This is a genomic window from Billgrantia endophytica (assembly GCF_002879615.1).
Classification (GTDB): domain Bacteria; phylum Pseudomonadota; class Gammaproteobacteria; order Pseudomonadales; family Halomonadaceae; genus Halomonas; species Halomonas endophytica.
In genome coordinates this window covers 130,525-150,957 of sequence record NZ_PNRF01000027.1, presented here as the reverse complement: position 1 = coordinate 150,957, position 20,433 = coordinate 130,525, and the positions used below count along the sequence as shown (strand labels likewise).

Genomic DNA, 20,433 nt, shown 5'->3' with positions numbered 1-20,433 from the left:
AGACTCAGGCGGTAAGGGCTTCGGAGAGGCGATTCAGTCGACCGCGCACCGATCCGTCGATGACGGTATCGCCGGCGCGCAGGATGACGCCTCCGAGAAGCTTCGGATCCACCTGAGTGGTAATGGAGATTTCGCGATTCAGCCGCTTCTTGAGCGCGCCGGCGAGCTTGTTCTGCTGCTTGTCGTCGAGCGCGAAAGCCGAGACCACGGTGACGTCGACGCGCTGTTCATGATCGGCGCGCAGGCGCTCGAACTGCTCGGCGATCGCACCCAGGGCCGTCAGTCTCCCCTTCTCACCCAGGGTTTCGAGAAAGCGACGGACAGCGTCATCCACGCTGATGTCGGCCAGCTCGATCACCAGATCGACCTTGCGGTCGGCGGCAAGCTTGGGACTCGCGATCAATTTCTGAGCATCACGCTCCGCGACGACCTGGCCCAGTTTGGCCAGCATGTCGGACCAGCTTTCCAGCGCCTCGTTGTCACGCGCGTAGTCGAACGCGGCCTTGGCGTAGGGTCGTGCGACAGTAGACGTTTCCGCCATGGGTCACCTCCTTCACAGTTCGGCAGCAAGCTTGTCTAGCAGCTTGCGGTGTGCCTTCTCGTCGATGGAGGCTTCCAGAACACGCTCGGCACCGACGATGGCCAGTCCAGCCACCTGGGCGCGAAGCTCTTCCTTGGCGCGATGGATTTCCTGGTCGATCTCGGCACGGGCACTGGCCACCAGGCGCTCGCCTTCGGCACGGGCCTGCTCGCGGGCTTCCTCGATCATCTGAGTGGAGCGCTTGTGAGCCTGGTCGAGAATCTGGGAGGCCTGCTCCTTGCTCTCGCGCAGCGTCTGGGCTGCCTGCTCCTGAGCAAGCTCGAGGTCGCGGGACGCCCGGCTGGCCGCGTCGAGGCCATCGGCGATCTTCTTCTGGCGCTCATGGAGCGCGGAGCTGATCGGTGGCCACACGTACTTGATGCAGAACCAGACAAAGATCGCAAAGGCGATCGTTTGTCCGATAAGCGTCATGTTGATATTCACGGGTATGTACCTCTGACGGGTTCGTGGCGACCGGATAGAAGCGGACCGAGCGCCTCAGCGCTCGGTGCTGTCATTAACCGGCAACGACGAAGATCAGGTACATCGCGATACCAACACCGATCATCGGCACGGCGTCGAGCAGGCCCGCCATGATGAAGGTACGGGTCTGCAGCTGGTCGCCAAGCTCAGGCTGACGCGCGGTGGACTCGAGCAGTTTGCCGCCCAGCATGGCGAAGCCAATGCCGGTGGCCAGGGCGCTGACGCTGATGATGATGGCCGCAGCAAGGTAGACGATTTCCATGATGTTGCTCCTAGTTTTACGTTGAGGTCAGGTTTCAAGTTACCGCGTTTGCAAAGGTTGCTTGGCTCAGTGGTGTTCGTGAGCGGCACTCAGGTACACGATCGACAGCGTCGTGAAGATGAACGCCTGCAGTGACACCACCAGGATATGGAAGATGGCCCAGGGCACATCCAGCAGCCAGATCGCCCAGAACGGCAGCAGCGCGATCAGGATGAAGATCACCTCACCCGCGAACATGTTGCCGAACAGACGCAGTGCCAGGCTGATCGGCTTCACGATCAGGCCGACGATTTCGAGGATCAGGTTGAAGGGGATCAGCAGCCAGTGGTTGAACGGCGTCAGCGAGAGCTCCTTGACGAACCCGCCGGCACCCTTGACCTTGATGCTGTAGAAGACGATCAGGCAGAACACGCCCAGCGCCATGCCCAGGGTGGCATTGACGTCGGTGGTGGGCACGATCTTCATGTACTCGAGGCCCAGGCGACCGAACAGCTCCGGGAAGTAGTCGACCGGTATGATCTTCAGCGTGTTCATCAGCAGGATCCACATGAACAGCGTCAGCGCTATCGGCGCGATGTGCGGATTCTTGCCGTGGAAGGTGGAGCGGGTCAGGTTCTCGATGAACTCGATGACCATCTCGACAGCGTTCTGCAGCCCGCCCGGCACGCCGGTGGTGGCCATGCGGCCCGCCTTGCGGAACAGCCCCAGGAACAGCACGCCCATGGCGATGGACCAGCCCATGGTATCCAGGTGGACGGCCCAGAAACCCATCTCGGTGGCTTCGGTGGACGAGCTGGCAAGCGACCAGCCGTTCTCGGGATGCCTGCCGAAGGTCAGATTCTGGAGGTGGTGCTGTATGTAATAGATGGCGGATATTTCATTATCTGCTGCCATACGCTGCTTACCTCAGGTTCGGTGGGTCGGCCGGTCACGCAAGAGCCAGGGAGTCAGCCAGTGCATGAATTGAGCCGCCACATATGCGACAAAGAAAAAAGCCGGGTTTGAAGGGGGCACTGTGACGAAGACGATCACGAACAGTGCTACCGTCAAACCGAACTTTCCCATTGCTGCCTGATACAGGTTCAGCACGCTGACCCGGGGGCGACGTCCATCCCGGGCACGCAGGCCACGCCAGACGAAATAGAGCGTGGGCACCAGGCTGACCATCCCGCCGAGCAGGGCAGACAACGCCCCCTCGTGGCCGTGCCGCAGGCCGGCCAGCAACGCTACGATCAGGGTGGCCAGACCCTGAGCCAGGAACAGGCGGGTGAAGTCCAGGCGCCGGCGCCTCATGGCAACGTGTCTGTGCATCCTGTCGACGTTTCCTGCCCTGCCGATGCAGGGTCCGGGTGCCGGCTGAACCGAGCGTGACACTCAGGCAAACAACGGCGGATTATAGGGAAGCGCCTCTGGGCCTTCAACCGAACGACGCTCTTTTGGTGCCGAATGGTGCGACTTTGCGACCAAAGGTGCAAGGATTGTCGACACCTTGCACCACGAACGCCTAGCGGATGTGTTCCAGAATGCCGTCCAGTTCGTCCAGGCTCGAATAGCGGATCGTGACACGCCCCTTGCCGCCTCGACCGTGCTGGATCTTGACCGGTGCACCGAGCACTTCGCCAAGGCGGGTCTCGAGACGCGCCACGTCAGGGCTGGTCGCGGCTGCCTCCGCCTTTCTCGGTTCGCCGTTCACCAGCCGCTTGACCAGCGCTTCGGTATCGCGAACGGTGAGGTCCTTGTTGACCACCTCGTGGGCCGCCTTGCGCTGCCTGGCACCGGAAAGCGCCAGCAGCGCCCGCGCATGCCCCATGTCCAGGTCGCCGCGCTCGAGCAGCGTTTGCACCTCTGGGTCCAGGGACAGCAGGCGCAGCAGGTTGGCAACCTGGGCGCGTGACCTGCCGACAGCGTCCGCCACCTGCTGCTGGGTCAGCTCGAATTCATCGAGCAGACGCTTGAGCGCCATGGCTTCCTCGACCGGATTGAGATCCTCACGCTGGATGTTTTCGATCAACGCCAGCGCCAGGGCGACTTCGTCGCTGACTTCGCGGATCACCGCCGGGATGGTGTCGAGTTCCGCCAACTGGGCGGCCCGCCAGCGCCGCTCGCCGGCAATGATCTCATAGCGGTGCTCTCCGATGGGGCGCACCACGATGGGCTGCATGACCCCTTGGGCGCGTATCGAATCGGCCAGCTCCTCCAGCGCCTCTGGCTGGATATCGCGACGGGGCTGGTACTTGCCGCGAATCAGTTGCCCCAGCGGCAGGCGCTCGAGGCGTTCATCAGCCACCGTATCGGAGGGTGGCGTCTCCCCTTCGGCGGGATGCATCTCGACCTCGGGCAGCTCGAGGCTTTCGCGGCGGCGGGCACCGGCACCGATCAGGGCATCCAGGCCGCGACCCAGGGCGCGTTTTCGCGTCATCTACTTTTCCCTCATCACAACGAGCGAGTTACGGCAGGCGGCACATCACGACCGGACTAGAGCGACAGCCGACGAATCAGCTCCTTGGCCAGTACTCGATGGGCCTGGCTGCCCCGTGAGAAGCGCGCGTACTTGGTGACCGGCAACCCGTGGCTTGGCGCTTCGGCGACCCGGACGTTGCGCGGGATGGTGGTCTTGAGCAGCGCTTCGCCGAAATAGTCCCGAAGCTGCTTGCTGACATCCCGGGTAAGGCTATTGCGAGAATCGAACATGGTGCGCAGGATGCCATATACCGCCAACCCCGGGTTCACCCTATCCTTGATCTGTTCCACCGTATCGAGCAGTGCCGAGAGGCCTTCCAGGGCATAGAACTCGCACTGCAGGGGAATCAAGACGCCATCGGCGGCGGTCAGGGCGTTGACGGTGAGCATGTTGAGCGATGGCGGACAGTCGATCAGCACCACGTCGTACTCGCCGGACACGGTGTTCAAGGCTTCGACCAGGCAACGTTCACGCCCCTCGGGCCGATCCAGCAGTTCCACTTCGGCGGCCGTCAGGTCGCCATTGCCAGGCAGCAGCGCATAGCCGGCCGCCGGGCAGTCGAGCATGACCTCCAGCGCGGTTTTCTCGCCCAGCAGCATGTCAAGCACGCTGCCATCCAGATCATGCTTGTCGATGCCACTGCCCATGGTGGCATGGCCCTGTGGGTCCAGATCGACCAGCAGCACGCGACGATCCAGTGCCGCCAGGCTGGCGGCCAGGTTGACGGCGGTGGTGGTCTTGCCCACGCCACCCTTCTGATTGGTCAAGGCGATTATCTGGGTCACGGGCGACTTCCTTGCGTCAATGGCACGCTCACCGGCGGCCTGGGTTGAAATCGGTTCGCTCGACAATCAACAACTGACGGCTTCCCGTCGTGAAGGGCACCGTCAAGCCATGACGCTCACGAATCGAGACGCCTTCAGGCAACCCGGCCAGCTCATCGTCGGCGCCGGGCCCCTTCATGGCCAGCCAGCACCCGCCGGGACAAGGCAGGTGCCCGGTCAGACGCAAGAAGTCGCCCAGGCTGGCGAAGGCCCGGGAAATCACCTGGGCATAGCCGTTCTCGGGCGGCTCGAAGGCCTCCACCCGGGCCTGCACCGACGTCACGTTGGTCAACCCGAGCTCCATTACCGCCTGTCGCTGGAAGCGAACCTTCTTGCCGTTGCTGTCGAGCAGCGTGACCGCAAGCCGGGGCTTCAGGATCGCCAGTACCAGTCCCGGAAGACCCGGCCCCGCTCCCACGTCGAGCAGCGGCCCGTTGCTCACGAAGGGCAGTACGGCAGCGCTGTCCAGCAGATGCTTGGGCACCATTTCATCGGGTGAGCGTATCGCGGTGAGGTTATAGGCGCGATTCCACTTGTGCAACAATTCCACCAGGCCCAGCAAGCGCTCGCGCTGGAGCCGATCGACCACGATACCCAGTTCCGACACTCCTTCATCAAGGCGTCTCTCGACAGTCGACGTTACGGCATCACTCATCCGTTGGCCACCCGACTATCATCGAGCAGACGACGCTTCTTGAGATGAATCAACAGAATGGAGACCGCCGCCGGCGTCACGCCGGAAATGCGAGAGGCCTGGGCCAGGGTGGCCGGGCGTGCCTCGCCGAGTTTCTGGCGGATCTCGTGGGAGAGCCCCTCGACCCGGTCGTAATCCAGCTCGGCGGGCAGCGGTGTGGCCTCGTGGCGCTTGAGGCGGTCGATCTCGTCCTGCTGGCGTTCGATGTAACCCTGATACTTGGCCTGGATCTGTACCTGCTCGGCCACGGTCTCGTCGCCTACCGGCTCGCCGTCCAGGGAAGCGATGTCCGCATAGCCCAGTTCCGGGCGCTTGAGCAGATCCATCAGGCTGTACTCACGGGACAGCGGCTTGCCGGTCTTGGCGGCAACGCCATCGGCGGCGGCGCTGCCGGGTTGTACCCATGTCGCCTTCAACCTGGCGCTCTCGAGTTCGATGGCCTCGCGCTTGGTGGCAAAGGCTTCCCAGCGGCCATCGTTGACCAGGCCCAGCTCGCGGCCGGACTCGGTAAGGCGGAGATCGGCATTGTCCTCACGCAGCAGCAGGCGATATTCGGCCCGCGAGGTGAACATGCGGTAGGGCTCTTTCGTTCCCATGGAGATCAGGTCATCCACCAGCACGCCCAGGTAGGCTTCGTCACGACGGGGCCACCAGGCTTCCAGGTCCCTGGCCCGGCGGGCGGCGTTGAGCCCTGCCAGCAGGCCCTGGGCACCGGCTTCCTCGTAGCCGGTGGTGCCGTTGATCTGGCCGGCGAAAAACAGGTTGTGGATAAATTTCGTCTCCAGCGAGTGCTTGAGATCCCTCGGGTCGAAGAAATCGTACTCGATGGCATAGCCAGGCCGGGTGATGTGCGCGTTCTCCAGGCCCTTGACCGAGCGAACCACCCGCAGCTGGACGTCGAAAGGCAGCGAGGTGGAGATCCCGTTGGGGTAGAGCTCGCGGGTATCCAGCCCTTCCGGTTCGATGAAAATCTGGTGGCTCGACTTGTCGGCGAACCGGTGCACCTTGTCCTCGATGGACGGGCAATAGCGGGGCCCGACGCCTTCGATCACACCGGAGTACATCGGCGAACGATCCAGGTTGGACAGGATGATCTCATGGGTGCGCTCGTTGGTATGCGCGATGTGACAGCTCACCTGCCGTGGGTGCATCTCGCGACGCCCCAGGTAGGACATGACCGGGGTCGGGGTATCGCCGGGCTGCTCCTCGAGCACGGAAAAATCGATGCTCTTGGCGTCGAGCCGCGGAGGGGTACCGGTCTTGAGCCGATCGACCCGGAACGGCAGTGCCCGCAGGCGTTCCGCCAGGGCATTGGAAGGCGGATCGCCTGCACGCCCCCCCCGACTCTGGTCGAGGCCGATGTGTATCACACCGCCCAGGAAGGTCCCGGTACACAGCACCACGCTACTCCCGTGAAAGTGGATGCCCGTCTCGGTCACGACGCCACGGACCGTATCGTTCTCGACAATCAGATCGCCTGCCGCCTGCTGGAACAACGTCAGATTGGGCTGACTCTCCAGCATTCCCCGAATGGCGGCCTTGTAACGAACCCGATCGGCCTGAGCCCGGGTCGCTCGTACTGCCGGCCCCTTGCGGGCATTCAGCACGCGAAACTGGATGCCACCCATGTCGGTGGCCAGGCCCATGGCGCCGCCCAGGGCATCGATCTCCTTGACCAGATGGCTCTTGCCGATCCCGCCGATGGCGGGATTGCAGGACATCTGGCCCAGGGTCTCGATGTTGTGGGTCAGCAGCAGGGTCTGACAGCCCATGCGGGCGGAGGCCAAGGCGGCTTCGGTTCCCGCATGGCCGCCGCCGATGACGATGACGTCAAAGCGGTCGGGGTAATCCAAGATGCACCTCATTGCGCTTGTGCGCGGATATTGCGTCGGGGTGAAAAATCAGCCTGGCAGTATAAACCTCCTGTGGGTAAGCGTCAGGGGTTTTCCACATGGGGTCAACCAACCGGAGGGGTCTCTCGGTTTTACATAAATAAAATAGAATGATTTAAAGGAAGTTCTGTTGTTGTTGTTACTACTAGTGTGGACAGAATCCGTGGATAACCTTATTTTTCCGTTATTTTTCATGCAATTGAATTGTTGATGAACGACAGGGGAAAGCGCTATGTAGCTGAGGGCGACTGGTGCGGAGCCTGTGGATGAAATGCCGAGTTGCACACAGGTGCGATTCTGCACCGCTTGTCCACCGGCGGCTACCTGGCTTGTCACCGTAGCTGTGAACAATGTCATGGAAGTGAGCAAAGGCCGCTATGACGCCGGGTAGGACCGGAATGTCGGCAGGTGAGAAAAAAGTTGTCCACAGCCAAAAAAAGGCCCTGTCACTACCGACAAGGCCTTTTTCGGGTGCGCGGGGGAGGTATTTCAGTGCTTCAGTACCCGAGACAGGAAGCTTTGAGTGCGTTCGTGACGCGGGTTGTCGAACAGGTCGGCGGGGGGAGCTTCCTCAAGGATCTGCCCCTGATGAATGAAGATCACCCTGTCAGCGACCTCCCGGGCAAAGCCCATTTCGTGGGTCACGATGATCATGGTCATGCCTTCCCGGGCCAGTTCGCGCATGGCATCGAGTACTTCGCCAATCATCTCGGGGTCGAGAGCCGAAGTGGGCTCATCGAACAGCATGAGGCGCGGTTCCATGGCCAGCGCCCGGGCCAGGGCAACACGCTGCTGCTGGCCGCCCGATAGCTGGCTGGGATACTTGATGGCCTGATCGCTGATGCCGACACGGTCGAGCAGCCGCTCCCCTGTCTTCACGGCATCGGCACGGTTCCAGCCGCGTACCTTCATCGGCGCCAGCGTCACGTTGTCGAGTACGCTCAAATGCGGGAACAGGTTGAACTGCTGGAAGACCATGCCGACCTCGGTGCGGATCCGCTGGAGTGCCTTGCTGCTTCTGCCGTCGGGGAGCAGCTCGTTGCCGTCGACCTCGATATGACCCTCCTGGAACTCCTCCAGGCCGTTGATACAGCGGATCAGGGTGGATTTTCCCGAGCCGCTGGCGCCGATGACGACGACCACTTCACCGGGTTTTACCTGCAGGTCGATATCCTTGAGGACATGCAGGCTGCCGAAGTGCTTGTTGACCTTTGCCATGCGCACAATGGGATTGGATACGGACTCTGTCATGCGGTGGTTCCCCTTTTCCTGCCCCTTTACTGGCCAACGAGGCCCTTGCGCTCGAGCAGGCGCAAGGCGATGGAAAGACTCCAGGTAATGGCCAGATACATCAGGGCCACCATGAAGTAGACCTCCAGCGCGGTGAACGTCGTGGCGATGTAGATCTGCCCCTGACGCACCAGCTCACCGACGCCGATCACCGAGAACAGCGAGGTATCCTTGATGCTGATGATTCCCTGGTTGCCCAGCGGTGGAATCATGCGCCGAAATGCCTGGGGCCAGATGATGTAACGGAATGCCTGGCTGCGTGACAGACCGAGAGACAGGCCGGCTTCCCGCTGGCCGCGCTCGATCGACTGTACGCCACCGCGCACCACCTCCGAGATATAGGCGCCGGAATTGATGGCGATGGCGGCGATACCGGCGGTCAGGGCATTGATGGGGCCGCCCAGCAGTTGGGGCAGGCCATAGAAGATGAACAGAACCTGCACCAGGATGGGAGTACCGCGAAAGACTTCGATATAGAGGATGGCGGGCCAACGCAGCCAGCGTATCGGACTGATGCGCAGCAAGCCGAAGAAGATGCCGATGAAGAAGCCGATGGCGAGGCCGCCGAAGGAAATCAGCAGTGTCCAGGGGATGCCAGGCAGCAGGTGGGGAATCGAACGGAACGCAGCCGCCCAATCGAACTGAAAGGTCACTTCCACGTGTGTCACTCCACAATCTCAGAGACTGAAACGTAGACGCAGGCGGGGCCGGGGGACTTGCCACCCGGCCCCGCTGATTGGGCCGATCAGCCCTGGGGGTCACTCGTCATTCGGGGTTTCGCCGAACCACTTCTCGTAGATCTCGTCGTAGGTGCCGTCCTCCTGCATCTCGGCGAGGGCCTCGTTCACCGGCTCGACCCACTCGCTGCCCTTGTGGAAGACGATGCCGTACTGCTGGCCTTCGTACAAAGGGCCTACCACCTTGGTACGGCCCTCCCCGCGGGTCTGGGAGAAGTAGGAGACGTTGGGGGCGTCATAGAAGGCGGCGTCCACGTTGCGACCCAGCAGCGCCATGTACATGTCGCTGTTGCCCGGGTAGGGGGTGATGTCGGCACTGTCGCCCAGAGTTTCCTGAAGGAAGTCATAGCTGGTCGAGCCGATACGAGTGGCGATGGAAAGGCCTTCGAGATCCTCGATGGTCTCGACACTGTCGTTGTCGGCGCGCACGATGATCTGCAGGCCGGAATCGTAGTAGGGGTCCGAGAAGTCGACGATCTGGGCGCGTTCCTCGGTAATGGTGACACCGGCGATGGCGATTTCCTGGCTGCCGGTCTGAACCGCCGGGATGATGCCGGCGAACTCCATGGTGGTCAGGTCGACCTCGAAGCCGGCACGCTCGGCGACTTCGTTGATGATGTCCATGTCGAAACCGATCATCTCGCCGGTATCCGGGTCCATCATCTCGAAGGGCACGAAGCTGGGGTCGGTGACCACGTTGACGGAAGGTCTGTCGGCCAGGGCGACGCCGGAAAGGCCAATGCCGAGCGCCAGGGCAGAGACCAGAATGGTTTGCTTGAATCGAGATGAAGTGAAGCAAGAATGTTTCATTGGGCTCCCCGTTATAGGATGTTTTTCATGGGATTCACCCCATTCAACATGGTTAGAATCCCGAAAAGCGTCAAGTCAGGGAGGTAGAAAGATGCCGGTATGGCCTAGACCATGAAGGAAGCACCACAGCCGCAAGTGGTGGTGGCATTGGGGTTCTGGACCAGGAAGCGAGCCCCGGCGAGGCCTTCTTCATAATCCACAGTGGAGCCCACCAGATACTGATAGGAGAGTTCGTCGACCACCAGGGCCACTTCACCGAACTCGATCAGGGCATCGTCGTCACCGATGTCATCGGCAAAGTCGAAACCATATTGGAAGCCCGAACAGCCGCCGCCAGTCACATAGACCCGCAGCTTGAGCCCTGGTTTGCCTTCCTCCTCGATGAGCGCCTGCAGCCGTTTTCTGGCACTGTCGGAGAGCATCATGGGAGTAGGCACGAAAGATTCTGCGCCGCTCATGGGCGTCCTCCCCTGAGCTTGAGTGAAATGGGTAACACGCGATTATCCACAATCCCTAGCAAAAGGGTCAACTATTGTCGGGATATGCGTTTGCTATCGCCTGCCCGTCATCCGTGTTCATCATGGCATCAACGCGGGAGCCGCGAGTCCTGCGTTCTCGTCGAACCCGAACATCAGGTTGAGATTCTGGATCGCCTGCCCCGAAGCCCCCTTGACCAGATTATCGATGACCGAGAGCACTACGACCGTATCACCGTCTCCAGGGCGATGCACCGCCAGGCGGCAGACGTTGGCGCCCTTGACGCTGCGGGTCTCGGGATGGCTGCCGGCGGGCATGACATCGACGAAGGGCTCGGCGGCGAAGCGGCATTCGAAGAGGGTCTGCAGATCGCCGGGATCACGGGTCAGCCTGCCATAGAGAGTCGCATGGATGCCACGAATCATCGGTGTCAGGTGTGGCACGAAGGTGAGGCCCACCGGGCCCCTGGCGGCGTCACCGAGCCCTTGGCGGATCTCGGGCAGGTGGCGATGTCCCGCGGCGCCATACGCCTTCATCGATTCACTGGCTTCGGCCAGCAGCGAAGGCACCTTGGCGCCTCTTCCGGCACCGGTCACGCCGGACTTGCAGTCGGCGATGATATGGTCGGCATCGATCAGGCCCGCCTCTAGCAGTGGCAACAGGCCCAGTTGCACTGCGGTGGGGTAACAGCCCGGGACGGCGATCAGCCGTGCGTTGCGGATCTTCTCGCGATGCATCTCCGGCAGGCCGTAGATCGCTTCGTCGAGCAATTCCGGAGCGCCATGGGGCTGGCCGTACCAGCTGGACCACTCGTCGGCGTCACGCAACCTGAAGTCGGCTGACAGATCGATGACACGGGTGCCCTTGGCCAGCAGTTCACCGGCCAGTGCATGGGCCACGCCATGGGGGGTGGCGAAGAAGACCGCATCGCAGGCGCCCAGCCGCTCGGCATCAGGCTCGCTGAAGGCCAGGTCGTCATAGTGACCGCGCAGGTTGGGGTACATCTCGCTGACACGCATGCCTGACTCGGAGCGCGAGGTGATGGCTTCGACCTCGACCCTTGGGTGCTGAGCCAGCAACCTGAGCAGCTCGACACCGGTATAGCCGGTGCCGCCAACGATTCCAACCTTGATCACGATGGACTCCTTCTTGCGGCCTGGGCCCGCTTGCGGCCTGGGCCCGCTTGTGGCCGTGTGGACGATGAGGGACTGATCCGAGCAAGTGCCCGGCGCTGGGACCACTCCTTCCGGTTATGATACACAAGAGATAGGGTGGCGGCCCAACCGCCCGGTAAAACCGGCTGCGCAGGAACATTGCCGTGCCGCGTCTTTACCCGCGATACCATCGAGCGATACTACCGTCCAGGTGTTTGGTCTTGTGCCATTCGTTACCACTGAGGAGACCCCATGTACTTGTGGATCAAGGCGTTGCATATCGTGGCCGTGGTGGCCTGGTTCGCTGCGCTGTTCTATCTGCCGCGCCTGTATGTCTATCACGCCATGGCCCGTGACAAGGGCGAGCAGCAGGCCATCGACTATTTTCTCGTCATGGAGCGCAAGCTCTACCGGGGTATCATGATCCCCTCGATGATCTTGGTGGTGGGGCTGGGCATCTGGATGCTGTTTCTGATGCCTCACTGGCTCAGCATGGGATGGGTGCATGTCAAGTTGCTGCTGGTGGCGTTGCTGGTGGGCTATCACCATGTCTGCCTGATCTATCTGAAGCAGTTCGCTGCGGGTCGCTGTACCAGGAGTCATGTCTTCTTCCGCTGGTTCAATGAATTGCCCGTCATCGCCCTGCTGGCCATCGTGATTCTTGCCGTGCTCAAGCCTTTCTGACATGGCCATTCATCACGAATCGAAGCCGCCAGTCGTCCTGGTAATGGCTGGCCACGATCCGACGGGAGGCGCCGGCCTGGTGGCGGATAGCGAGGCCATTGCAGCGTGCGGGGGTTGGGCCGTCACCATACCCACGGCATTGACGGTGCAGAGCTGCCGAGATGTGAACTCCGTGGTACCCGTCGAGGCACGCCTGTTCCGTGACATGGCCAATGCCCTGGACGAGTTCTCCATTGCCGCCATCAAGGTGGGCCTGCTGGCGAGCCCCGAAGTCCTCGAGGCGGTCGTCGATATCGTGAAGCAGCACCCCGGGGTGCCTGTGGTGGTGGATCCGGTCTTGAAAGCCGGTGGTGGAACCGAGTTATCCACAACCTTGATGGAGGATGCTTTCCGCACCCGATTGCTGCCCCTGGTGGATATTCTGACGCCCAATCGGTTGGAGCTGGCCCGCCTTGCAGGCAGCGCGGCCAGCACCGATGCCGGTCGTGCCCAGTGGTTGATGACGCTTGGCTGTCGGGCCCTGCTGGTGACCGGAACCGATGACCCCGGGGAGCAGGTTCCCACCGACCAGGTGCAGCATGTGCTGTTCAGCCGAGAGGGCTCGTGCCACTGGCGTTGGGCGAGGCTGCCTGGCCATTTTCACGGCTCGGGTTGTACCCTGGCCGCAGCGCTGGCGGCGCGCCTGGCTCAGGGTGAGTCGCTGGCCGTGGCCTGTGAACAGGCCCAGGTCTTCACCTGGCAGGCATTGGTGGATGGCTGGCAGCCGGGAGAGCACCAGTCGCTACCGCGGCGAGTCGGACATCGACTGGGGCCCACTTTCGATTTATCCGGCAGCAAGAGACCCTCTCTTGGCCGGCGCACGGGCTGGTCAAGTCCGCTCTCTGACCACAGAATGGAAGGGGGCGCGAGCAAGCCTGGCGAGTTAACCGAAGATAACCGGATCTTCACCGCTAGTGCCAAGGTTATCCAGTATTCTATCCACAGCCTGGATGGTTCCGGCGAGATCCTTTTCAACCCAAGTGTCCGCGACTGTAATGAGGTTTTCATGACCACATCCGCTCAGCTCTTCGAACAGGCCAGCCGTCATATCCCTGGTGGCGTCAATTCTCCGGTTCGAGCCTTCAAGGGCCTGCATCGGCCACCGGTGTTCATGGAGCGGGCCCAGGGAGCCTACCTGTTCGACGTGGAGGGCAAGCGCTACGTCGATTACGTAGGATCCTGGGGGCCGATGATCACCGGCCATGCCGATCCGGATGTACTCGGTGCGGTGCGTGAGCGTCTCGACAAGGGCCTCTCCTTCGGTACTCCCACGGCGATCGAGACCACCATGGCCGACCTGATCTGTCATATGATCCCGTCGATCGAAATGGTGCGAATGGTCAATTCCGGTACCGAGGCCACCATGTCGGCCATTCGCCTGGCGCGCGGGTTCACCGGCCGCGACAAGATCGTCAAGTTCGAGGGCAATTATCATGGCCATTCCGACTCGCTGCTGGTCAAGGCCGGTTCCGGTGCCCTTACCCATGGCGAGCCCAGCTCTCCGGGGGTGCCCGCCTCGCTGGCAGAGCACACCATCACCCTCTCCTACAATGATTCCGACGAGGTGGAAACCTGCTTCGAGGAGATGGGCAGCGAGATCGCCTGCATCATCGTCGAGCCGGTGGCCGGCAACATGAACTGCATCCCGCCTCGACCGGGCTTTCTCGAGACCCTGCGTCGGGTCTGCACGGAAAACGGCAGTGTGCTGATCTTCGATGAAGTCATGACGGGTTTCAGGGTGGCCATGGGCGGTGCCCAGGCGCATTACGGCATCACCCCGGACCTGACGTGCTTGGGCAAGATCATCGGCGGCGGCATGCCGGTGGGTGCCTTCGGCGGCAAGCGTGAGGTCATGGAGCAGATATCGCCCTTGGGGCCGGTGTATCAGGCAGGCACCCTGTCCGGTAATCCACTCGCCATGGCAGCCGGTATCGCCCTGCTGACCAAGCTTCAGGAGCCTGGCTTCCACGATGCCCTGGCCCAGCGGGTAGAGACACTCTGCCATGGGCTTCAGGAACGAGCCGATGCAGCGGGTGTCGACATGCTTACCCAACGAGCGGGGGGTATGTTCGGGCTGTTCTTCACTGGCCAGTCACGGGTCGACAATTTTGCACAGGCAACGGCGTGTGACGCCGAGGCCTTCCGCCGTTTCTTCTCGGCTATGCTGGACCAGGGGGTCTATCTGGCGCCATCGGCCTATGAGGCAGGCTTCATGTCCAGCGCCCATACTCCGGAAGACATTCAGCAGACCCTGGATGCTGCAGTAAAGGCTTTCGAGTACGTACGTCAGCCCTGAGAGACCCTGATTCGACCATCGCCAGGAGTCAACATGGACGCCACACCAGTGAAGCCAACCAATATTCCCCCCGGGGGACTCTGTCCGGATGAGTTGGTCGACTCGCTGGTTGCAGCACACCGCGCCCCGGCGGATGAGGTGCCCTATGGCGGGCCTTCAACAAGCCTGGCCGCGACTCGGGCCCTGATCGACGACGAGCTGTCCTTCTTGATGGCTCGTTTGGAGGGGGAGGAGGATCGATCCCGCCTTGCCTGCCTGGGCCAGTGGCTGGAGCAGGAGCTGGTTCGGCTTGGACCCTACTTTGCGGAGCGTGGTGAACCCAGGCCCAGCTGGGTTTCGACTCGCCCAGCGGCAGCGCTATGCGATGAGCAACGCCTGGTGATGGTCAATGCGCTGGATCTGGAACCGGACGATCCAATTGCAGGTCGTGCTCTCGATACCGGCTTTGACGTGGCGGCGCTACTCGTGGGTCTGGCGATTCGAGGGGAAACCCGGTTGGCGAACCGTGCCCTGGACCGCTACCTTCGTCTCTCTGGCGATTATTCGCTGATGCGACTGCTGTCGGTTTTTCGAGTCTGTCGTTCCCTGAGTGGCGCACGACGGGCGTTGCAGCGTCCGCCCGAGATCGGCGACGGGGGACAGCCTGCCTGCCTGGCTGATGTGAAGGGGGAGTATCGGCGCTACCTAGCCTTGGCCGACCAGATATCCGAGTTTCGTTTTCCACCGCTGATCATCGGTGTGGGGGTGTCGGGCAGCGGCAAGAGTCGATTTACCGCCGGCATGGTCGAGCGGCTGGGTGCAATAAGGCTTTGTTCGGATGCCGAACGTCGCAGGCTTTATGGAATGGATCCACAGGCGGTTGACGCCGATCCGGCTGTGGATATCTTTTCTCCTGACGCCACAGTGCGGACCTATCGTCGGTTGGCCAGTCTGGCGGGCACCCTTCTCGAGGCGGGCTTTGCCACCTGCGTGGATGCCACCTGCCTGACACGTGGCCAGAGAAAGCTGCTTTGCCAGCAGGCCGAAGCCCGCGGCCTGCCGGTACTCATCGTCAGTTTCGAAGCCGATGACGACACGCTGAAAGCACGCATTACCAAGCGCGCGCACCGGCAGGGTGTCATGCCGCAGGCCAGCCTCGAAGTGCTACGCCATCAGCAGGCCACTTTCGAGGACTTCGATGACGAAGAGCGACATCACCTGGTCCATTTGGACACCACCGCCGACAATGCCACCGAAGCCCTTGCCGTGATGATTCAGGAACATGTGCGGCTCAAGTAGACCGCATGACAAATGGACTCGGACTATTTCATGAAAAACTCAATGGCTAGCCGGTCGTATTTCATGAGGGCTAAATCATGAAACGCCTCCATGGATGGGTGATGGCTGGAATCATGGTGTCAAACACCGCATTAGCAGGAGGCTTGATGACGATGCAGCAGGTCAGTGAGACGAGCGGGCTCGAGGGAGGCGATATCATTTCGGTCCGTATCAGCGGTGATACCGATACGCACTATACGGCCACGTGGATCATCCATCGGGAGGGCGAGAGCGAGACACTTGAGGTCTCGGGCCGTGTCCCGGAGAGCCACGAATTCCGAGGGGACGGGCTGGAAGCCGTGGTAACGCAGACCAGCAGGGTCGGGCACCTGATACTGGAGGTGAGCAAGGGGGGCAATATCAGCCGCTCGAGCACGGGAGGGCAAGGCAGCGAGATGCGAATCAACGTCCGCTAGGGCTCTTGTATGAAAACTGCCTGCACTCGACCCTATGGCGTTAAAAATCAGGCCCTACCAAGATGGGGACCTCAGACTGCTGACAAACCCCGCAAAAATGCGGGGTTTCGTGTCTCTATACTTTTGCTCGTCGCTCGGTATGGAATTCGCGAAGTGCGCTCCACCGTCTCCTTGCGCCGCTCGTAGAGGCGTTTCCCCACCAGCTCCAGCCGGTGGCTGTCGACTCGCTCCTTGGCGTCTTCCCAGATATAGCGCGTCACCATCTTACGGGAGTGCAGAACCTCGCTGTCCTCGAAATCCTCCTCTGGGGGCAGGGGGGCTTGGTGGCTGTAAATGAGCAGCCTGAAAAGGGATCGAGAAAAAAGATGATGAGTTGGTATTTCATGGCTGCCCGTCCATCTACCGTATGTCGTATAATTTATTGTGCCGCAATGGCGTCAACGGGGGTGGCGCACCAAGATTTTGTCTGGCCCAGTTCACGGCCTGGATGCGGTTGTGCACATTTATTTTCCTGAAAATATTGTAAAGATGAGATTTGACGGTGTGTTCGCTGACAAAAAGCCGTTCGGCGATCTCGATATTCGATGCCCCGGACCCCAGCAGGCCGATTATTTCCAGCTCACGCTGAGTCAGGCCGCAGGCTGGCCGGTAGGAGTTGAGCTGTTGACGACGAAAGAATTCGATCAAGCGAGTCATCAGCGATCTCGACATCCAGAGGTCTCCATCGAATAGGGTTGCGATGCCCTTGCAGATCAGCTCGAGGGAGTCATTCCGGTAGAAAACCCCCTTGATGTGCATGAAGGTCAATAGCTCTGCCGCATGCTCCTCGTCCTTGAGGTTGAAGGCGGTCAAAAAGACCTTGGGATTGTTGGCGGTCTTGCTCTGCCAGAGCTGCATGGCGCTTTCATCCACGTGGTCGGCATCCATGAGCACGACAACCCCTGTCTCGTCCTCGTAGCAGGAATCCTCGTTAGGAGGCGCAATCGAGACAGGGCAATCGACCTGTTGTTGTATGTAATCGACGAAGAGTTGCGACTGAGGATTGTGGTCAGTCACCAATAATATCAGTCCTTTTCGTACGCCCATGCTGTAGCTCCCGTAGAAGAATTCTTGTCAATGGCCACATCAACCTGTTGTCCCTAAGCAGAGGTAAGCTTTAACCATGGGAGGGATTTCGTAAAGTTATGTTACTAGATGTATTTCATAGTTACCTGGAGTATTAAATTTCTAGTGCTTTGTTTTTAGCCTTAATTACAACAAGTTAGGATGTTCATTCTTTCTTGTTTGAATCTTTCTGTATCGACATTCAGGTGCCGTGAATTTTTTTCATGTTACAGGCATGATTGTCTTCAGGCTGGAACTTGGCCGCTACTGCGACGAACGTACTTTTCCGGGTACAATTCGCGCGTCCCTGACGATGCGTTTCTGGAGCCACGAAATGAGTGAGTCTGCTACGCTGGTTCTGGCCAGCAGCAATGATGGGAAAATCAAAGAGTTCAATCAGTTGCTAGGCAGCTTGGGGCTGGAAGTTTGCCCGCAGGCGGAATTCGGCGTGCCCGAGGTCGAGGAGACAGGGCTGACTTTCGTGGAGAATGCTCTCCTGAAGGCTAGGGAGGCGAGCCGAATCAGTGGCCTGCCGGCGTTGGCCGACGATTCCGGTCTTGAGGCGGACGCGCTGCTTGGCCAGCCGGGTATCTATTCCGCCCGCTACGCGGGTGAGCCAAAGAGCGATGCGCGCAACAACGAGAAGCTGCTTTCGGCCCTTGCCGACGTACCAGCGGGCCAGCGAACCGGCCGCTACTGGTGCGTGCTGGTCTACTTGCGTCATGCCGAGGATCCGGTGCCGTTGATCGTCCAGCGCAGTTGGGAAGGCGAGATACTCACCCAGCCTCGCGGAGAGGCAGGGTTCGGCTACGACCCCCTGTTCTGGTTGCCTTCTCTGGGCAGAAGCGTTGCCGAACTGGCCGCCGAAGAGAAGAACCGGTTGAGCCACAGGGGAAGGGCGCTCGCGGCCCTGGTGGCGGCGCTCGGCGAGACCGGGGAAGGTTGATGCCCTCATCGTTGCCTGGCGCTGATGTTCCGCTGCCGCCCCTGGCGCTCTACGTGCATGTACCATGGTGTGTACGCAAGTGTCCTTACTGCGATTTCAACTCCCATGGTGTAGGGCATGGGGCCGAACTGCCCGAGGCGGAGTATCTGAGCGCCCTTATCTCCGACCTCGATGCGGATCTCGCCCTGGCCGGCGAGCGGGAGCTGGTCAGCCTCTTCATCGGGGGCGGAACACCGAGCCTGATGTCAGCCGACTTCTACTCGAACCTGTTCGAGGCATTATCCGATCGGTTAGCGCTTGCGCCAGATATCGAAATCACCCTGGAAGCCAACCCCGGCACGCTGGAGCATGGTCGCTTTTCGGCTTATCGCAGTGCCGGCATCAATCGGCTTTCCCTGGGGGTGCAGAGCTTTCAGGACGCACAACTGAAGGTTCTTGGCCGCATCCATAGCGGTGACGATGCCCATTCGGCGGTGGCGGAAGCCCGCCGTGCCGGCTTCGACAATATCAATCTCGACCTGATGCATGGCCTGCCGGGCCAGACTCCCGAGCTGGCACTTGCCGATCTCGAACGTGCCCTGGCACTGTCGCCGGAGCACCTTTCGTGGTATCAGCTGACGCTGGAGCCCAATACCGAATTTCATTCGCACCCCCCTGAGCTTCCCGATGAAGAGATTCTCTGGGATATCCAGGATCTGGGTCATGAGCGGCTAGAGGCCGCTGGGCTGGCCCGATATGAGATCTCCGCCTATGCGCGACATGGCCGTCGATCTCGCCATAATCTCAACTATTGGCGTTTCGGCGATTACCTGGGTATCGGTGCCGGGGCGCATGGCAAGCTGAGTGTTTCGGGCAGCGATGGGAAGCTGCATATCGAAAGACGCTGGAAAACGCGCCAGCCCGCATCCTACCTGCGCAGAGCGAGTGATCCGCGAGGCTTTGTTGCCGGCGGCACCGTTGTGACGGAAGATGAGCTGCCCCTGGAGTTTGCCATGAACGCGCTGCGCCTGGTGCAGGGAGTCCCGATGACTGACTGGCCTTCACATACCGGGCTTCCGCTGCAGAGGCTGGAAGCGCGCCTCGTGGACGCGCGTGAAAAAGGACTTCTTGTGGAAGATGTGCAGCGGCTGCAGGCATCTCCCCGGGGGCTATTATTCTTGAATGAACTGCTGGCCCTGATCGGCGAGAAAGCGGCCAGTTCTGATTGATCTCGCTACCCTGACATCCAGGAGATATCCATGTTCAAGCCATTTCGTCTTGTCGTGCCGGTTGCCGCTGCCATCCTGCTGGTGGGCTGTGCCACGACGGACCCTTATTCCGGCCAGACCCAGCGTTCCAGCACCATCACCGGTACCGGAGTCGGCGCTGCCGTTGGGGCCGCCGCCGGTGCGCTATCGGGAAGTGGGAGCACCAGCCGGCGTGACCGGGCTCTGATCGGTGCCGCGGTAGGCGCTGCCGCGGGGGCCGGTGTCGGTGCCTACATGGATCGCCAGGAGCAGCAGTTACGCGAGAGCATGCGCGGCACCGGGGTTGATGTCGAACGTCGCGGCGACGATATCGTGCTCAACATGCCGAGCGGCGTGACGTTCGGCTTCGACTCCAGCGACTTGACCACAAGCGCCCGCAATGCGCTGAACGATGTGTCGTCGGTGTTGAATCAGTACACCGACACTCGTGTCAATATCGATGGCCATACGGACAGCACCGGGGATGCCGGTTACAACCAGCGGCTTTCCGAGCGTCGGGCGGAAGCCGTAGGCAACTACCTGACGCAGTCGGGTGTATCGCGTAACCGCCTCTACATGACCGGCTATGGCATGACCCAGCCCGTTGCCAGTAATGCCAACGAAGAGGGACGGGCACAGAATCGTCGCGTCGAGATCACCCTCAGCCCCATCGAAAGCCAGTTCCAGCAGTAAGGCACGCCTGTACCGTGGGAGCGACCCGCCGCTGAATCCAGTGGCGGG

General features: G+C 61.1%; 22 protein-coding genes and 1 pseudogene. 8 read left to right on the top strand and 15 right to left on the bottom strand.

The window, feature by feature from the left end:
• Positions 1–4: 4 nt before the first annotated feature.
• The 14 genes from C1H69_RS12770 to argC form a co-directional block, all read right to left on the bottom strand.
• Complete coding sequence (locus C1H69_RS12770; RefSeq protein WP_102653785.1) at positions 5–541, bottom strand: F0F1 ATP synthase subunit delta; 537 nt, start codon at positions 539–541, stop codon at positions 5–7.
• 12 nt (positions 542–553) lie between these two features.
• Positions 554–1,024 (bottom strand): F0F1 ATP synthase subunit B, encoded by a 471-nt coding sequence (locus C1H69_RS12765; RefSeq protein ID WP_102653784.1) that lies wholly within the window; start codon positions 1,022–1,024, stop codon positions 554–556.
• A 73-nt stretch (positions 1,025–1,097) separates the two neighbouring features.
• Positions 1,098–1,325 (bottom strand): F0F1 ATP synthase subunit C, encoded by a 228-nt coding sequence (gene atpE / locus C1H69_RS12760; RefSeq protein WP_010625958.1) that lies wholly within the window; start codon positions 1,323–1,325, stop codon positions 1,098–1,100.
• A gap of 66 nt (positions 1,326–1,391) precedes the next feature.
• A complete protein-coding gene (atpB, locus tag C1H69_RS12755; protein WP_102653783.1) occupies positions 1,392–2,219 on the bottom strand; it encodes a F0F1 ATP synthase subunit A in 828 nt (275 codons plus the stop codon).
• 12 nt (positions 2,220–2,231) lie between these two features.
• On the bottom strand, positions 2,232–2,636 hold the full coding sequence (locus C1H69_RS12750) for an ATP synthase subunit I (protein WP_102653782.1): 405 nt from the start codon (positions 2,634–2,636) through the stop codon (positions 2,232–2,234).
• A gap of 193 nt (positions 2,637–2,829) precedes the next feature.
• Positions 2,830–3,744, bottom strand: coding sequence for a ParB/RepB/Spo0J family partition protein (locus C1H69_RS12745; RefSeq protein WP_102653781.1), 915 nt, complete (start codon positions 3,742–3,744; stop codon positions 2,830–2,832).
• 56 nt (positions 3,745–3,800) lie between these two features.
• Complete coding sequence (locus tag C1H69_RS12740) at positions 3,801–4,571, bottom strand: ParA family protein (protein ID WP_102653780.1); 771 nt, start codon at positions 4,569–4,571, stop codon at positions 3,801–3,803.
• A 28-nt stretch (positions 4,572–4,599) separates the two neighbouring features.
• A complete protein-coding gene (rsmG, locus tag C1H69_RS12735; RefSeq protein ID WP_102653779.1) occupies positions 4,600–5,265 on the bottom strand; it encodes a 16S rRNA (guanine(527)-N(7))-methyltransferase RsmG in 666 nt (221 codons plus the stop codon).
• Positions 5,262–7,157, bottom strand: coding sequence for a tRNA uridine-5-carboxymethylaminomethyl(34) synthesis enzyme MnmG (mnmG, locus tag C1H69_RS12730; RefSeq protein WP_102653778.1), 1,896 nt, complete (start codon positions 7,155–7,157; stop codon positions 5,262–5,264). The genes rsmG and mnmG overlap by 4 nt, the downstream gene beginning before the upstream one ends.
• A gap of 528 nt (positions 7,158–7,685) precedes the next feature.
• Positions 7,686–8,447: an amino acid ABC transporter ATP-binding protein gene (locus C1H69_RS12725; RefSeq protein ID WP_102653777.1), complete on the bottom strand. Its 762-nt coding sequence runs from the start codon at positions 8,445–8,447 to the stop codon at positions 7,686–7,688.
• Between the two features lie 26 nt (positions 8,448–8,473).
• Positions 8,474–9,145 carry an amino acid ABC transporter permease gene (locus C1H69_RS12720; protein ID WP_102653776.1) on the bottom strand — a complete coding sequence of 224 codons (672 nt, stop codon included), beginning with the start codon at positions 9,143–9,145 and terminating at the stop codon, positions 8,474–8,476.
• Positions 9,146–9,244: 99 nt separating this feature from the next.
• On the bottom strand, positions 9,245–10,033 hold the full coding sequence (locus tag C1H69_RS12715) for a transporter substrate-binding domain-containing protein (RefSeq protein WP_102653775.1): 789 nt from the start codon (positions 10,031–10,033) through the stop codon (positions 9,245–9,247).
• Positions 10,034–10,137: 104 nt separating this feature from the next.
• On the bottom strand, positions 10,138–10,491 hold the full coding sequence (gene erpA, locus C1H69_RS12710) for an iron-sulfur cluster insertion protein ErpA (RefSeq protein ID WP_102653774.1): 354 nt from the start codon (positions 10,489–10,491) through the stop codon (positions 10,138–10,140).
• Positions 10,492–10,611: 120 nt separating this feature from the next.
• The gene (argC, locus tag C1H69_RS12705; RefSeq protein ID WP_102653773.1) at positions 10,612–11,646 is read right to left on the bottom strand and encodes an N-acetyl-gamma-glutamyl-phosphate reductase; all 1,035 of its coding nucleotides are present in this window, start codon (positions 11,644–11,646) and stop codon (positions 10,612–10,614) included.
• A gap of 270 nt (positions 11,647–11,916) precedes the next feature.
• Between argC and hemJ the strand changes: the two genes are divergently transcribed.
• The 5 genes and pseudogenes from hemJ (at position 11,917) to C1H69_RS12685 (ending at position 16,416) form a co-directional block, all read left to right on the top strand.
• Complete coding sequence (hemJ, locus tag C1H69_RS12700; protein ID WP_102653772.1) at positions 11,917–12,348, top strand: protoporphyrinogen oxidase HemJ; 432 nt, start codon at positions 11,917–11,919, stop codon at positions 12,346–12,348.
• 1 nt (position 12,349) lies between these two features.
• A pseudogene (gene thiD / locus C1H69_RS23590) lies at positions 12,350–13,141 on the top strand (bifunctional hydroxymethylpyrimidine kinase/phosphomethylpyrimidine kinase); the annotation flags it as partial.
• A gap of 252 nt (positions 13,142–13,393) precedes the next feature.
• Positions 13,394–14,683 (top strand): glutamate-1-semialdehyde 2,1-aminomutase, encoded by a 1,290-nt coding sequence (gene hemL, locus C1H69_RS23585; protein WP_165789479.1) that lies wholly within the window; start codon positions 13,394–13,396, stop codon positions 14,681–14,683.
• 33 nt (positions 14,684–14,716) lie between these two features.
• The gene (locus C1H69_RS12690; protein ID WP_102653770.1) at positions 14,717–15,961 is read left to right on the top strand and encodes a P-loop nucleotide/nucleoside kinase family protein; all 1,245 of its coding nucleotides are present in this window, start codon (positions 14,717–14,719) and stop codon (positions 15,959–15,961) included.
• Between the two features lie 146 nt (positions 15,962–16,107).
• Positions 16,108–16,416 carry a hypothetical protein gene (locus C1H69_RS12685; protein ID WP_102653769.1) on the top strand — a complete coding sequence of 103 codons (309 nt, stop codon included), beginning with the start codon at positions 16,108–16,110 and terminating at the stop codon, positions 16,414–16,416.
• A gap of 399 nt (positions 16,417–16,815) precedes the next feature.
• Here C1H69_RS12685 and C1H69_RS12680 read toward each other — a convergent pair whose 3' ends face one another.
• Positions 16,816–17,502 carry a LuxR C-terminal-related transcriptional regulator gene (locus C1H69_RS12680; RefSeq protein ID WP_102653768.1) on the bottom strand — a complete coding sequence of 229 codons (687 nt, stop codon included), beginning with the start codon at positions 17,500–17,502 and terminating at the stop codon, positions 16,816–16,818.
• Positions 17,503–17,854: 352 nt separating this feature from the next.
• On the opposite strand from C1H69_RS12680, the gene rdgB reads away from it, so the two are divergent.
• Genes rdgB through C1H69_RS12665 form a run of 3 tightly spaced genes read left to right on the top strand, consistent with a single transcriptional unit; the run spans position 17,855 to position 20,385 of the window.
• Positions 17,855–18,466, top strand: a complete 612-nt coding sequence (gene rdgB, locus C1H69_RS12675; protein ID WP_102653863.1) for an RdgB/HAM1 family non-canonical purine NTP pyrophosphatase — start codon at positions 17,855–17,857, stop codon at positions 18,464–18,466.
• Positions 18,466–19,674: a radical SAM family heme chaperone HemW gene (hemW, locus tag C1H69_RS12670; protein ID WP_102653767.1), complete on the top strand. Its 1,209-nt coding sequence runs from the start codon at positions 18,466–18,468 to the stop codon at positions 19,672–19,674. Before rdgB ends, hemW begins: the two co-directional genes overlap by 1 nt.
• Before the next feature lie 30 nt (positions 19,675–19,704).
• Entirely contained in the window at positions 19,705–20,385 is a 681-nt protein-coding gene (locus tag C1H69_RS12665; RefSeq protein ID WP_102653766.1) for a YiaD family glycine zipper/OmpA-like lipoprotein, read from the top strand.
• Positions 20,386–20,433: the final 48 nt, after the last annotated feature.